11 protein-coding genes are annotated in these 14,167 nt (G+C 63.9%); 4 read left to right on the plus strand and 7 right to left on the minus strand.

The genetic code is table 11. The features are described 5' to 3' along the window. Positions 1–106: 106 nt before the first annotated feature. The 6 genes from dut to ACO550_RS10110 all read right to left on the minus strand — a co-directional run bounded on the left by dut (position 107) and on the right by ACO550_RS10110 (position 7,573). On the minus strand, positions 107–601 hold the full coding sequence (gene dut, locus ACO550_RS10085) for a dUTP diphosphatase (RefSeq protein WP_315597355.1): 495 nt from the start codon (positions 599–601) through the stop codon (positions 107–109). An 80-nt stretch (positions 602–681) separates the two neighbouring features. After that, positions 682–1,701, minus strand: coding sequence for an MsnO8 family LLM class oxidoreductase (locus tag ACO550_RS10090; protein WP_315597354.1), 1,020 nt, complete (start codon positions 1,699–1,701; stop codon positions 682–684). 18 nt (positions 1,702–1,719) lie between these two features. Further along, on the minus strand, positions 1,720–2,919 hold the full coding sequence (gene coaBC, locus ACO550_RS10095) for a bifunctional phosphopantothenoylcysteine decarboxylase/phosphopantothenate--cysteine ligase CoaBC (RefSeq protein ID WP_315597353.1): 1,200 nt from the start codon (positions 2,917–2,919) through the stop codon (positions 1,720–1,722). A gap of 126 nt (positions 2,920–3,045) precedes the next feature. Further along, positions 3,046–3,588 carry a signal peptidase II gene (lspA, locus tag ACO550_RS10100; protein ID WP_315597352.1) on the minus strand — a complete coding sequence of 181 codons (543 nt, stop codon included), beginning with the start codon at positions 3,586–3,588 and terminating at the stop codon, positions 3,046–3,048. Beyond that, complete coding sequence (gene ileS / locus ACO550_RS10105; protein ID WP_315597351.1) at positions 3,588–6,467, minus strand: isoleucine--tRNA ligase; 2,880 nt, start codon at positions 6,465–6,467, stop codon at positions 3,588–3,590. The genes lspA and ileS overlap by 1 nt, the downstream gene beginning before the upstream one ends. Positions 6,468–6,583: 116 nt before the next feature. Then, positions 6,584–7,573, minus strand: a complete 990-nt coding sequence (locus tag ACO550_RS10110; protein WP_315597350.1) for a bifunctional riboflavin kinase/FAD synthetase — start codon at positions 7,571–7,573, stop codon at positions 6,584–6,586. A 317-nt stretch (positions 7,574–7,890) separates the two neighbouring features. Between ACO550_RS10110 and ACO550_RS10115 the strand changes: the two genes are divergently transcribed. Then, on the plus strand, positions 7,891–9,681 hold the full coding sequence (locus tag ACO550_RS10115; RefSeq protein ID WP_315597349.1) for a hybrid sensor histidine kinase/response regulator: 1,791 nt from the start codon (positions 7,891–7,893) through the stop codon (positions 9,679–9,681). Positions 9,682–9,768: 87 nt separating this feature from the next. On the opposite strand, the gene ACO550_RS10120 is transcribed toward ACO550_RS10115, so the two are convergent. Continuing rightward, the gene (locus tag ACO550_RS10120; protein WP_061952869.1) at positions 9,769–10,428 is read right to left on the minus strand and encodes a response regulator; all 660 of its coding nucleotides are present in this window, start codon (positions 10,426–10,428) and stop codon (positions 9,769–9,771) included. Positions 10,429–10,665: 237 nt separating this feature from the next. On the opposite strand from ACO550_RS10120, the gene purN reads away from it, so the two are divergent. The 3 genes from purN to ACO550_RS10135 are packed head-to-tail and all read left to right on the plus strand — an operon-like array spanning position 10,666 to position 14,103. Next, a complete protein-coding gene (purN, locus tag ACO550_RS10125; protein WP_315597348.1) occupies positions 10,666–11,325 on the plus strand; it encodes a phosphoribosylglycinamide formyltransferase in 660 nt (219 codons plus the stop codon). Further along, positions 11,322–12,710 carry a methyltransferase domain-containing protein gene (locus ACO550_RS10130; protein ID WP_315597347.1) on the plus strand — a complete coding sequence of 463 codons (1,389 nt, stop codon included), beginning with the start codon at positions 11,322–11,324 and terminating at the stop codon, positions 12,708–12,710. The genes purN and ACO550_RS10130 overlap by 4 nt, the downstream gene beginning before the upstream one ends. Before the next feature lie 37 nt (positions 12,711–12,747). Beyond that, positions 12,748–14,103 carry a mechanosensitive ion channel family protein gene (locus ACO550_RS10135; protein ID WP_315597346.1) on the plus strand — a complete coding sequence of 452 codons (1,356 nt, stop codon included), beginning with the start codon at positions 12,748–12,750 and terminating at the stop codon, positions 14,101–14,103. The last annotated feature ends 64 nt before the right edge of the window (positions 14,104–14,167 follow it).

Genomic DNA, 14,167 nt, shown 5'->3' on the forward strand with positions numbered 1-14,167 from the left:
GAGGGCATGAGGTTCTGCTTGCCACCCAGCGCAATTTGAACCGCTGGCCCTCTCCCCCGCCCCTCTCCCACTGCGCGGGAGAGGGGAGAACCCCCTCAGTCGGACTTCACGCCTTCGCGTGTGCCACGCCGGTCGAGCCGAAGCCGCCGGCTCCGCGTACCGAATCTTCCGAGAACTCTTCCACTGTCGTGAACACCGGGCGCAGCACGGGCACGAACATCATCTGGGCGATGCGCTCGCCGGGCTGGATCACGATTGGCTCGGTGCCGGGCGCGTTGCGGTTCCAGACGCTGACCATGATCTGGCCCTGGTAGTCGGCATCGATCACGCCGATCGAGTTGCCCAGCACCAGGCCTTTCTTGTGGCCCAGGCCCGAACGCGGCACGATCGTCGCGCACATGAACGGATTGCCCATATGCACCGCAATGCCGGCCGGCACCAGTTGCGCGGCCGTGCCTGCCTCGATCGTCAGCGGGCCATCCACGCACGCGTGCAGGTCGATGGCGGCAGCCATGTCGCTCTGGTAGGCGGGCAGGCCCCAGTCGTTCAGGCGGGTGTCGAGCACCTTGATCTCGACGGTCGGATTCGCGGCTACGGTCATGGATTGGATTTCCTGCAATGCGTTGACGGACAAAGGCGGCATGATACCGCGCCGCCGACGCCAATCCGCCACTCGCAGGCTCACTCTTGCAGATCGAAGGCTTCCGCCAGCAACTGGTAGGTGCGCAGGCGCGCCTGGTATGAAGCGGTCACGCTCAGGACCACCAGCTCATCGGCGGCGAAGCGGTCTTTCACGGCCAGCATGCGTTCGGCTACCTGCGCGGGCGTGCCGCAGATCGTGCGTGGGCGTTCGCGCTCGATAATCAGGCGGTCGCGTTCGGTTGGGGTGAAGTCGGCCGCTTGTGACAGCGACGGAATCGGGGCGTTGACGCCATAGGCCATCTGCAGGCGGCGAATATCCACCGCGCGCTCCAGCTCTGCGGCTTCGGCTTCGGTATCGGCGCAGATGACGAAGATGGCTGCCGCGCTGTACGGGCGATCCTCATAGCCGGCTTCGAAATCCTCGCGGTATTGCTGTGCCACCGTATGCCCGCCATGCGCATTGATGAAATGCGCAAACGCAAAGCGCAGGCCGAGCCGGGCCGCCAGCGCACCGCCGAAATCGCTCGATCCCAGCACCCAGAGTTCGGGTTTGGTATCGATTGCCGGTTGCAGCAGTACCCCTTCGGCCAGATGGTCGGGCGGCACGTCGCCGCGCAGCAGGAACGACAGGTCCTGCACCTGCTGCGGAAACTGGTCGCCACGGTTGTACTGCCCCATGGCCACGGCCTGTGCCGTGCGCATGTCACCGCCGGGCGCGCGGCCCACGCCGAGGTCGATCCGGTTCGGAAACAGGCCTTCGAGCATGCGGAACTGCTCGGCCACCTTGAACGGACTGTAGTACGGCAGCATTACGCCGCCCGAACCGAGCCGAATGCGCGAAGTCACGCTGCCCAGGCGCGCCAGCATGACTTCGGGCGCCGGGTTGCAGACGCCTTGCAGGCCATGGTGTTCCGCGCACCAGTAGCGCGTATAGCCAAGGTCATCGGCCAGTTGCGCGAGTTCGACCGTGGCGGCCAGCGCGTCGCGCGCGGAGTGGCCGTGGATGACCGGGCTCTGGTCGAGAACCGAAAGACGCAACTTGGGACGGGTATCGCTCATGGCAGCAGGAACGGCGAGTTAGACAGGTTTGCGCGGCAGGCGCTGGCCGATTGCATTGACCAGCTCGCGCGCCAGCGACAGCTTGTCGGCACGCGGCAGGCGCGTCATGCCATTGGCATCGAACAGCACAATCTCGTTGTCGTCGAGGCCAAAGGTGTGATGGCCGATATTGCCCACCAGCAACGGTACGCGCTTGCGCTGGCGCTTCTGCTCGCCATACTGCTCGAGGTTCTCGCTCTCGGCCGCGAAGCCCACACAGTAGGGCGCATCGGCACGCGCGGCCACGGCGGCCAGGATGTCGGGGTTCTGCACGAACTGCAGCGTCGGCGTATCGCTGTCGTTGGCTTTCTTGAGCTTCTGCTGCGCGACTTCGGCGGGGCGCCAGTCGGCCACGGCCGCCACGGCCACAAAGACATCGACATCGCGCAGTTGCGCCATCACGGCATCATGCATCTGCTGGGCACTGCGCACGTCGGTACGCACCACGCCACGCGGCGTGGGCAATGCGGTGGGGCCAGCCACCAGCAATACGTCGGCGCCGGCCTCGCGCGCGGCGCGGGCAATCGAGAAGCCCATCTTGCCCGATGACAGATTGGTGATGCCGCGCACCGGATCGATGGCCTCGAAGGTCGGGCCGGCGGTAATCAGCACGCGCTTGCCGGTCAGCGGCTTGGGCTGGAAGAACGCGATCAGGTCTTCGACCAGTTCTTCCGGCTCCAGCATCCGGCCATCGCCGATTTCGCCGCAAGCCTGGTCGCCGGTTCCGGGCCCCAGAATTGCCACACCATCCGCGCGCAGCTGTGCGGCATTGCGCTGTGTCGGAGCCGCGGCCCACATCTGGCGATTCATCGCCGGCGCCACCAGCAGCGGACATTCACGCGCGATGCACAGCGTGGTCAGCAGGTCGTCGCAGAGGCCGTTGGCCAGCTTGGCCAGGAAATCGGTGGAAGCGGGGGCAATCAGGATGGCATCGGCCTCGCGGGAGAGGTCGATATGGGCCATGTTGTTGTCGATGCGGGCATCCCATTGCGACAGGAATACCGGGCGCCCGGACAGCGCCTGCATCGTGACTGGCGTGATGAAATGGGTTGCCGCCTCGGTCATCGCCACCTGCACGGTGGCGCCGGCCTTGGTCAGCAGCCGAACCAGCTCGGCCGACTTGTAGCAGGCGATGCCGCCGGTCAGGCCAAGGACGATATGCTTGCCGCGCAAATCCATGGGAAGGACTCTTCAGAAACTGGAGTTCCGCATGATACCGCTGGCAGGAAGGATGCGCAGGGAGGTGCGACTTGTTTGGCTCCCCTCTCCCGCAGCGCGGGAGAGGGGAGTACCGGAAGTGGTGCGTCAGTGCCGCCTTACGCGTCGCAATTCATCGACGATCAGCAGTACCGCGCCGACCGTGATCGCACAGTCCGCCACGTTGAAGGCCGGGAAGTGCGTGTTGCGCAGGTGAAAGTCCAGGAAGTCGATCACATGGCCGTGGATGATGCGATCCACGACGTTGCCAACGGCGCCGCCGAGGATCAGTGACACCGCCAGGCAAAACAGCTTCTGGCCCGTATGGCGATACAGCAGCCAGACGATGAACGCTCCCACCACCACGCCCAGCAGCGTGAAGAACCAGCGCTGCCAACCGCCCGCATCGGCCAGGAAGCTGAATGCGGCCCCCTTGTTATAGACCAGTACCAGGTTGAAGAAGCTGGTGACCGGGCGCGATTCGCCGTAGGTGAACGACCGCGTGATCACCACCTTGAAGAACTGGTCGATCATGACCACCAGCAACGCAAAGGCCATCCACAGCCACGGCGTGACGTTGCTGCTGCCCTTGCCCTTGCTCTTGCTGCGCACCGGGGTCGGGCGCGAGGAACGGGTGGAAGACGATGCCATCAGGCGTGGCTCCTGTGTTCACCGGCGCCGAACAGGTTGCTGTCGCAGCGGCCGCAAATGGTGGGGTGCTCGGGGTTGTGGCCCACGTCGGCGCGGTAGTGCCAGCAGCGCTCGCACTTGGCATGCTGCGACGGCGTGACCGTTACCAGCAGGTCGCCGCCTTCAGGCGCCGCGGTGACCTTGGCGGCCGATGTCAGCAGCACGAAGCGCAGGTCGTCGGCCAGGCTTTGCAGCGCGGCCAGTACCGGACCACCGGCGGCAATCGTGACCTCGGCCTGCAGCGACGAACCGATATCGCCTTCCACGCGCACGGCTTCCAGCTGGCGCGTGACTTCGGCGCGTACGGTACGGATCTCGTGCCACTTCTGCAGCAGGTTGTCGGCATCGTCCACCGACGGCACCTCGTAGTACGTGCTCGTGAAGATCGTGTCCGTGTGTTCGGTGCCATGGGCGAAGATCTGCCACGCTTCCTCGGCCGTGAACGACAGGAACGGCGCCATCCAGTGCAGCATCGCCTGGGTGATGTGATACAGCGCGTTCTGCGCACCGCGGCGTGCCTTCGAGTCGGCAGCGGTGGTGTACAGGCGGTCCTTCAGCACGTCCAGGTAGAAGCCGCCCAGATCTTCGGAGCAGAACGTCTGCAGCTTGGCCACTACCGGGTGGAACTCGTAGGCCTGGTAGTGCGACAGCACTTCCTTCTGCAGGCGCTCGGTCAGTGCCACCGCGTAGCGGTCGATCTCAAGCCATTCCGATGCCGGCAACGCGTGCTTGGCATGGTCGTAGTCGGCCAGGTTGGACAGCAGGAAGCGCAGCGTGTTGCGGATGCGGCGATAGCCTTCCACCACGCGCTTGAGGATCTCCTCGGAGATCGACAGTTCGCCCGAGTAGTCGGTCGACGCCACCCACAGGCGGATGATTTCCGCGCCCATCTTGTTGGAGATGTCCTGCGGTGCCACCGTGTTGCCCACCGACTTCGACATCTTGCGGCCTTCGCCGTCGACCGTGAAGCCGTGTGTCAGCAGCGCCTTGTACGGCGGCTTGCCGTACAGCATCGACGCGGTCAGCAGCGACGAGTGGAACCAGCCGCGGTGCTGGTCCGACCCTTCGAGGTACAGGTCGGCCAGGCGGCCGTCAGGCGTGTCGGCGGACGGATCATAGAGTTCGTCGCGGTGCGAGCTGCGGATCACGGTCCAGTGCGTGGTGCCCGAATCGAACCAGACGTCGAGCGTATCGCGGTTCTTCTCGTACAGCGCGGCTTCATCGCCAAGCAGTTCCTTGGGGTCCAGCGATTGCCAGGCCTCGATACCGCTTTTCTCGACGCGCTTTGCCACTTCCTCGAGCAACTCCGGCGTGCGCGGGTGCAGTGCGCCGGTTTCCTTGTGGATGAAGAAAGCCATCGGCACGCCCCATTGGCGCTGGCGCGACAGCGTCCAGTCCGGGCGGTTGGCGATCATGTTGTGCAGGCGCTGCTTGCCCCATGCGGGGTAGAACTCGGTGGCTTCGATGCCGGCCAGCGCGGATTCCCGCAGCGTCGGGCCGTTGTCGACCGGATCGACGTCCATGCCCGCGAACCACTGCGAGGTGGCGCGATAGATGATCGGCGTCTTGTGACGCCAGCAGTGCATGTAGCTGTGCTCGTACTTGTGCGAGTTGAACAGGTTGCCCGATTCGCGCAGTACTTCCACGATCTTCGGGTTTGCGGTCCAGATCGACAGGCCGCCGAACAGCGGCAGCGTGCTGGCGTAGACGCCATCGCCCATCACCGGGCTGATGATGTCGGCATCGGGCATGCCGTGCGCCTTGCACGACTGGAAGTCTTCCACGCCATAGGCAGGCGCCGAGTGAACGATGCCGGTGCCGGTGTCGGTGGTCACGTAGTCGCCCAGGTACACCGGCGAAGTGCGCGCATAGCCGGCGTCCATCTTTGCCAGCGGATGGTGGAAGCGGACTTCGGTCAGCGCATCGCCACGCGCGGTGGCCACGATCGAGCCTTCCAGCGCGTAGGTCTTGAGCTGTTCCTCGACGCGGTCCTTCGCCAGGATCAGGAAGCCGCGCGGCGTATCGACCAGCGCGTATTCCACTTCCGGGTGCATGTTCAGCGCCTGGTTCGACGGGATCGTCCACGGCGTGGTGGTCCAGATCACGATCCAGCCCGGCTTGCCTTGCAACTGCGCGAGCGGCACGTGGAACGCGTGGGCGATCTTGTCCGTCTCTGCGAACGGGAAGCCGACATCGATCGACAGGTCGACCTTGTCCTTGTACTCGACTTCCGCCTCGGCCAGCGCCGAGCCGCAATCGAAGCACCAGTTCACCGGCTTCAGGCCGCGGAACACGTAGCCCTTTTCCATGATCTTGCCCAGCGCGCGCAGCTCATCGGCTTCGTTGCTGAAGTTCATGGTCAGGTACGGATTGTCCCAGTCGCCGAGCACGCCCAGGCGTTCGAAATCCTTCTTCTGGCGGGCGATCTGCTCGGTGGCGTAGGCGCGCGCCTTGGCCTGGACTTCCTGCACCGGCAGGCCCTTGCCGAACTGCTTCTCGATCTGGATCTCGATCGGCATGCCATGGCAGTCCCAGCCCGGCACGTAGACGGCGTCGAGCCCGGTCAGGCCGCGCGCCTTGATGATCATGTCCTTGAGGACCTTGTTCACCGCATGGCCGATGTGGATATCGCCATTGGCATACGGCGGGCCGTCGTGCAGCACGAACTTCTTCGCGCCCTTGCGCGCGGCGCGGATCTTCTTGTAGAGCTGCTTGTCCTGCCACTGCTTGACCCACTGCGGCTCGCGCTTGGGCAAGTCGCCGCGCATCGGGAACGGGGTATCCAGCAGGTTGACCGGATACTTGCTTTTTTCAGGCTTGGCGCGTTTGTCGTCGGACATGTTCAATTCTCGAGGCAATTCGTTGGGCGCGGACCGGGGTAAGGGCCGCCGCGCGCGTGTCGTTTGGGGTCAGGCAGGGCGGGTTCCGGTAGTGCGCCGCGGCGCGCTACCGGCCGCTAGCTAATTCGGTCGGTGGCCGAGGTGGCAAAGTCGCGCTGTCCGCCGCGGGCATCGGGCGCAGTCAGGCCGAAGAACGCGCGGGCGTCCTCGGCATCCTTCGCAATCGCGGCGGTCAGCGCATCGAGCGAATGGAAACGCTCTTCATCGCGCAGCTTCTTCATGAATTCCACGCGCACCAGCTTGCCGTACAGGTTCTGGTTGACGTCGAACAGATGCACTTCCAGCAGCACGCGGCCCGCGTCCTCGACGGTCGGGCGTACGCCAATGCTGGCCACGCCCGGCAGCGGGTGGTCGGCAATACCATGCACCTGCACCACGAAGATGCCGTTGACGGCCGGGCGCTTGTGCGTGATCTTGAGGTTCAGTGTCGGGAAGCCGAGATTGCGGCCGAGCTTGCGGCCGTGAATCACGTGGCCGCTGATTGCGTAGCCATGGCCCAGCAGCCGGCGCGCATGTTCAAGGTCACCGTCGGCCAGGGCCTGGCGCACGGCCGAGCTTGAAATGCGGATACCGCCTTCGGATACCGAGCCCATCTGCTCCACATCGAAGCCGAACTGGCGGCCGGCCTCCTGCAGATAGGTAAAGTCCCCGGCGCGCCTGGCACCGAAGCGGAAATCGTCCCCCACCAGCACCCAACGTGCGTGCAGGCCGTGCCAGAGCACATTCTCGACGAACTGTTGCGGCGACTGGGCGGCAAAATGGGCGTTGAAATGCTCCACCACCACGCGGTCGACGCCGTTGCGGCGCAGCGCGTCGAGCTTGTCGCGCAGCAGGGCAATCCGGGTCGGCGCGTGCTCGGGCGCGAAGAATTCGCGTGGGTGTGGCTCGAATGTCATCACGCACAGCGGCAGGCCGCGTGCGTCGGCGGCAGCGCGCGCACGTGCGAGCAGCGACTGGTGGCCGCGATGCACACCGTCGAAATTACCGATGGTGAGCGCGCAGGGCGCCCGGCTTTCGGCGTTGGGCAGGCCGCGGAAGACTTTCACGAGGACGGCGGACGAGCGTTTTAGGGAAAGCGAGCATTATAAGGCGAATGGCCCCGCTTGCCGCCTGCTTGCCTGTTTTGTGGGCAGCGGCCCGGCGCCTTTGTATGCATGCTGCCCACAAACGGCGAATTTGTGCGCGATCGTGCCGCCCGGCAATGGCGCAGCGCCGCAAAAGGCGGCATGATATGCGCCATTCAGAACAAGAACCGCGCGATTCCTGCAACAGTAGCCTGTAACAGTCGCTCGCCTCGCCAGTCGCCATGAACTGGCGCAGCCGGTTGCAGCGGAATGTCGTCGCCTAACATGCCAGGCCACACTTGAACGCGCTGCTTAACAAGATCCTGCCACCCCCGGGGCCGCAACTAGATACCGAGACACGAGCCAAGCTGCTGGCCACCGTCCATCGCGTATCGCCCACCGCGATCGCCTCGTCCGTACTGCTGCCTGCCCTGACCACCTGGGCTTTCTGGAGCGAAGCGAGCCACGTTGCACTGCTGCTCTGGTGCGCAACCATGCTGCTGCTGACCGTGGGCGGTACCTGGTTCTACCTCGGCTACCAGCGCGATAGCGGCAAAATGAGCCGCTCAGCGCACACGCGCAAGTGGTGGAACAATATGCGGGCCATTGCGTTCCTGACGGGGATCACCTGGGGAAGCTCGGCGTTGCTTCATCTGTACAGCAGCTCGGTGGTGTTTTCGAGCGTGCTGTACCTTTTGACGCTGGGCGTGCTGGCCGGTGGCGCCACATCTCAGTCGCCGATTCCGTCCAACCTGGTGTTCGCCGGGGTGCCGATCCTGGTGCCGAACATCCTGCTGGCCGACTTCGCGTTTCCCAGCCATGGCGGGTTCGTGCAGTTCCTGCTGGTGGTCTATGCGCTGATGCTGGCGCGCCATTCGCTGAACCTGCGACACACGCTGGTGCGGGCGATCCAGCTCGAATCGGAAAGCCGTCGGTTGGCCAAGCAGTTCCAGGAAGAGAAGGAACGGGCACTGCATGCGAGCGAGGAAAAATCACGCTTCCTGGCGGCGGCCAGCCACGATCTGCGGCAGCCCGTGCATGCGCTGGTGATGCTGGTGGAAGCGTTGCGTGCGCGCAACCAGTCGAGCGCGCTGCATCCGCTGGTGGAGCAGGTGGCTGCGGGTACGCAGACCATCGACCTGCTGTTCCGCTCGCTGCTTGACCTGTCCAAACTCGAAGGCCGCAAGGTATTGCCAACGCTGGAGCCTTGCGAACTGAATTCGCTGATCAGTGATGTCATGAGCCAATTCGCGGCCGATGCGCGCGAAAGCGGGCTAACGCTGACGCCGCGAGTGCCCGACGAACTTTACGCAATGGCCGAACCGGTTCTGCTGCGGCGCGCACTGTTCAACCTCGTGCAGAACGCGCTGCGCTATACCAAGCGCGGCGGCATCCTGGTCACCGCGCGGCAGCGCCGCAAGCATGTGCGTGTTGAAGTCTGGGATACCGGCGCGGGCATTACCCCTGAACACCTGCCTGAGATCTTCTCGCCGTATTACCAGGTGCATAACCCGCAGCGCGATCCATCGCAGGGGCTTGGCCTCGGACTGGCCATCTTCAAGGAATGCGTGCGCCTGATGCGCGGGACCTATGGCGTGCGCTCTGTACCAGGCAAGGGTTCGGTGTTCTGGTTCGCACTGGCGCCGGTACCGAGCGAGACGGTTGCCAGCGTGCGCGCCATGCGCGCCAACGCGCAGGCCGAGGAAGCGCGGCAGGATCGCCTGCGTGGCACGGTGCTGGTGGTGGACGACGACAGCCAGATCCGCAAGGCATGGATCGCATTGATGGAAGCCTGGGGAATTCGCGTGGCATGCGCCGCGCACGGCCAGGAAGCCGATGTGCTGTTTGCCAAGGGCCTGAGGCCGGACATCATCTTCTGCGACCTGCGCTTGCCCGGTAACGAAAACGGCCTCGATCTGCTGGAACGCTGGCAGACCACGCAACCTCAGGCGCGTAGCGCGCTGCTGACCGGGGACCTGAAGTCGGCCGCGCTGCTGGCGGCCGAGGATGCCGGCTACTTCGTGCTACCCAAGCCCGTGGATCCGGCCAATCTGCGCCTGCTGCTGCGGCGCTGGCTGCCGGTGGGCTGAGCACCGCGAAAGCGGTCGGGATGTGGCCTGGAACAAATGCAAACGCCGCCCTCGGGCGGCGTTTTGCGTGTCTTGCGCTGTCTAGCGTTACTGACGCAGACGGAACCGCTCCATGCGCGACATCACCTGCATGCGCGTACGCACGCCCAGGCGTTGCAGGATCGCGGAAACATGTTCCTTGACCGTGTTTTCGGTCAGCCCAAGCTTGCGTGCGATGACCTTGTTTGGCAGGCCTTCCAGTACCAGTGCCAGCACCGAACCCTGGCGCGGCGTCAGGCCGAGTTCGGCGGGCGTGACCGGAATGCCGTGCGCGGGTCCGAAGGACTGCGAGCGGCCGGACAATGCCTCGTCTGACGGAAAGCTGGTATCGCCGGCCAGTACCTTGCGCACGGCGGCCGTGAAGGCGTTGGCATCGAGATGCTTGCCGACGAAGCCGCATGCGGACAGCGCACGTGCGCGCCCCACGATTTCAGGCGTGGCTTCGGCAGACATGAAAATGAACCGCGCGGCAGGAATCACGGTCTTGAATGCCTGCATGGCATCGAAGCCGGTTCCGTCGTTGAGCCAGATATCGAGTAGAACGATATCGGGGCGAAGTCCCTGGTTCAGCGTGTGGAGAGCTTCCTTGGCGCTGCCGGCAGCATGGACTGCGACGTCGGGCATCACCTCCGCAAGAAATGCGGTGGTGCCGGAAAGAGCCATAGGATGATCATCGACCACCAACAGAGTCGGTGCAGCGTTCGACATGCGTATTCCCGTCTAATTTCCCGTTTCGTCCTTGTTGTCACCGAGATCCTGAGATTCGGAGCGTGGACGTAGAGCCCACTCTAACAGAGCGGGGTGCGCGTCACAATCCGTCGCAATGGGGTATTTCCTGTTGCACAGATGGCTGAAAGCGTTGCGCAGTGCGCGTTTCGCGTTAATTAAGTGCCTAATGAGCACGGATTGCAAGCGTTTGGACAACAGCTTGGTAGAATCGCGGCGATGAAAAATATTGTCATATTGATTTCCGGGCGTGGCTCCAATATGGAAGCCATTGTCCGGGCCTGCGCGGCCGAGCAATGGCCGGCGCGCGTGGCCGCAGTACTGTCGAACCGGCCCGATGCGTCGGGCCTGCAGTTTGCCGCCGCACACGGTATTGCTACCGGTGTGGTGGACCACAAGCAGTTTCCCGATCGCGCGAGCTTCGATGCGGCGATGCGCGACGCCATTGATGCATATCAGCCCGACCTCGTCGTGCTGGCTGGCTTCATGCGGATCCTGACGCAGGAATTCGTTGAGCACTACGCGGGCCGGATGCTGAACATCCATCCGTCGCTGCTGCCGAGTTTTCCGGGCCTGCATACGCACCGGCAGGCGCTCGAGGCAGGCGTCAAGCTGCATGGCGCGTCCGTGCACTTTGTCACGCCCGAGCTCGACCACGGGCCTATCGTCATGCAGGCAGCACTGGATGTTCTGCCTGGCGATACTCCGGAGTCGCTGGCCGATCGTTTGCTCGATAGCGAACATGTCATATACCCGCGCGCTGTGCGCTGGTTCGTCGAAGATCGCCTGCATGTGCAGGACGGTGTCGTTCAAGTTCAACCGGCCGAACCCCAATGGTTCATGGCCATCTCGCCCGAAGCGGCAGGAAAACAGCCATGAGTCGTCATCCCGAAACCTCCCAGGACAACCGCCAACGCCCGCGCGGCAACAAAGGCAAGGCCAGTCCGATTCGCAAGGCGCGCACGCCGGGTGCCGACGGCTCCCGCACGCCGGGCGCCCTGCAGGCGTTCCATCTGCAGCATATCGACCGTCTGCTGGGCAAGGTGCTGCTGTTCGCGCGCCCGTCCGATGCGGTAGTCAGCTACTACTTCCGTGAAAATAGCAAACTTGGTCATCGTGATCGCGGAATCATCGCTGAAGCAATTTTCGCGGTGTTGCGTCGACGCGTCGAATTTGGTCAATTTGCCGAAAGCGGCACTGGTTCGACCACCCGTCGCCTTGGGTTGCTGGGCCTGGCGGCAACGCTGGGTCGCGACACGCTGACGCCATTCCTGCATCCCGATGAAGCCGAATGGCTCGATCGGCTGACCACGATCGAACGTTCGAGCCTGGCGCCACGTGTGCGCGCCAATCTGCCAGAGTGGCTCTACGACGACCTGGTAGCGCATCACGGCGAAGCCTTCACGGCAGCCATTGGCGATGCGTGGTTGCGTCCCGCACCGCTGGACCTGCGTGTGAATACCGCCAAGATGACGCGCGAAGAGGCCCTGGCTGAACTGGAGACGGCTGGCATTGCCGCCGAGCCGGCCCCGATGGTGCCCGCCGGGATTCGTCTCAAGGGCAAGCCAGCGCTGAACCAGCTGCCGCTGTTTATCAATGGCGGCGTGGAAGTGCAGGACGAAGGCAGCCAACTGCTGTGCCATTTGGTGGCGCCGCGCCGTGGCGAGATGGTGGTCGACTTCTGCGCGGGTGCCGGCGGCAAGACGCTTGCCCTGGGCGCGGCAATGCGTTCCACCGGCCGTCTCTATGCATTCGATGTGTCGGAAAAGCGCCTCGCCAACCTGAAGCCGCGCCTTGCACGCAGCGGTTTGTCCAACGTACATCCGGTGCTGATCGATTCGGAGCGCGATAGCAAGGTCAAGCGACTGGCGGGCAAGATCGATCGTGTGCTGATCGATGCACCTTGCAGCGGCCTGGGTACCCTGCGCCGCAACCCCGACCTGAAATGGCGCCAGAGCGCCGAATCGGTGGTGGAACTGAGCGCCAAGCAGGCGGCGATTCTGGAAGCTGCTTCCAAGCTCGTGAAGGGTGGCGGCCGGATCGTCTATGCCACGTGCAGCGTATTGGGTGCGGAAAACGAAGCCATCGTGAAGGATTTCCTGGCAAAGAACGAAAATTTCCGCCTGGTGCCGGTTGCGGAAGTGCTGGCCGAACAGAAGATCACCGTGCCCGATTTGCCGGCGGAAAGCGGCATGTTGGCGTTGTATCCGCACATTCACCAGACCGACGGCTTCTTTGCCGCGGTGCTGGAACGCACGCGTTGAGAGCTAATATGCGTGGATATTGGTGGAAAGCAGGCCGATGAACCCAAGTACGCTGGCAGACCTGACGCGCTCGCATTCGGTGCTGGGCAAGATGCTCGACGACCTGATTCATGACGCGGGCGGGCAGGGCTTCTTCTGGCAGGTCGGCCTGCTGGCTGTCTGCCTGCTGATTGCATGGCCGCTGGCCCGCCATGTGGTCAAACGCCTCGAAGCGCGCTACGAATCGTCAAGCTTTGCACTGCGCCTGGCCGCGGTCAGCCTGGAGCGGGCCATGTTCCCGCTGTTCGGCTGGCTGCTGGTGATGGTGGCGCGCTTTGCGCTGGCGCCGTTCGCTTCGGTCAGCGTGCTACGGCTGGCGCTCGTGCCGCTATTCGGCATTGCCTCGCTCTATATCGCGTTCTATATCCTGCGCCGCGTGATGTCCGCCAACGGGCAACTTCACGGCATGCTGGTGCTGGTGGAGAAGGTGCTCACCACGCTGGTCTGGATCGGCATGGCACTGTATGTGGTCGGGCTGCTGCCCGACGTACTGCAGTGGATGGAAGCCGTGCGCTTCCCGGTGGGCGGCAAGCATCCGATCAGCATCGCGGATGCGCTGCTGGGCGTGATCTGGATCCTGCTGACCGTGCTGGTGGCGATGTGGTTCGGTTCCTGGCTCGAGGAGCGCCTGATGCGCGCCCAGACCCTGGACTCGAACCTCAAGGTCGTACTGACGCGCATTACCAAGGCGTTGCTGCTGCTGGTATCGCTACTGCTGAGCCTGTCGCTGGTCGGCATTGACCTGACCGTGCTGTCGGTCTTCGGCGGCGCGCTGGGTGTCGGCCTGGGTCTGGGTTTGCAGAAGATCGCCAGTAACTACATCTCGGGCTTCATCATCCTGCTGGACCGCTCGGTCAAGCTGGGCGACCAAATCACCGTCGACAAGTACACGGGCATCGTGTCGCAGATTCGCACCCGCTACACCGTGGTGCGCAACGGCGACGGCGAAACGCTGGTACCAAACGAGCAACTGGTGGCGCAATCGGTGCAGAACCATTCGTTCTCCGGCACCAATGTGAGGGTAGCCGTACGCGTGCAGGCCGACTACGCCACCGACCCTGAAACCGTCATTGCGTTGTTGCAGGATTGTGTGCGCGATATTCCACGTGTGCTGCCTGAGCCGGTTCCCTCGGCGTTCCTGGTGGCCTTTGCGGACAGCGGTATCGAGTACGAAGTTGCCGTCAACATCGCCGATCCGCAGAACGGCAAGCTCGGGGTGCAATCGGCCATGAACCGTGCAATCTGGCGTACGTTCCAGCAACATGGCGTTTCAATCCCGTATCCGCAGCGTGAATTGCGCGTGCTGAACCCGGCTTCTGGTGCGTTATCGGCAACTTCCGTGGCGCAAGACTGAGTTGCTCACAAGCCACCTGCGGAACGAATCGCAAGGCAGTGTATCAAAGTCGGGGAAAAAGCGG

The sequence above is a fragment of the Cupriavidus sp. genome, assembly GCF_057315035.1.

Coding starts and splice junctions, on each gene's coding strand:
- dut (WP_315597355.1), bottom strand. CDS start 601: ATGACCGTAGCCGCGAATCCGACCGTCGAGATCAAGGTGCTCGACACC.
- ACO550_RS10090 (WP_315597354.1), bottom strand. CDS start 1,701: ATGAGCGATACCCGTCCCAAGTTGCGTCTTTCGGTTCTCGACCAGAGC.
- coaBC (WP_315597353.1), bottom strand. CDS start 2,919: ATGGATTTGCGCGGCAAGCATATCGTCCTTGGCCTGACCGGCGGCATC.
- lspA (WP_315597352.1), bottom strand. CDS start 3,588: ATGGCATCGTCTTCCACCCGTTCCTCGCGCCCGACCCCGGTGCGCAGC.
- ileS (WP_315597351.1), bottom strand. CDS start 6,467: ATGTCCGACGACAAACGCGCCAAGCCTGAAAAAAGCAAGTATCCGGTC.
- ACO550_RS10120 (WP_061952869.1), bottom strand. CDS start 10,428: ATGTCGAACGCTGCACCGACTCTGTTGGTGGTCGATGATCATCCTATG.
- purN (WP_315597348.1), top strand. CDS start 10,666: ATGAAAAATATTGTCATATTGATTTCCGGGCGTGGCTCCAATATGGAA.
- ACO550_RS10130 (WP_315597347.1), top strand. CDS start 11,322: ATGAGTCGTCATCCCGAAACCTCCCAGGACAACCGCCAACGCCCGCGC.
- ACO550_RS10135 (WP_315597346.1), top strand. CDS start 12,748: ATGAACCCAAGTACGCTGGCAGACCTGACGCGCTCGCATTCGGTGCTG.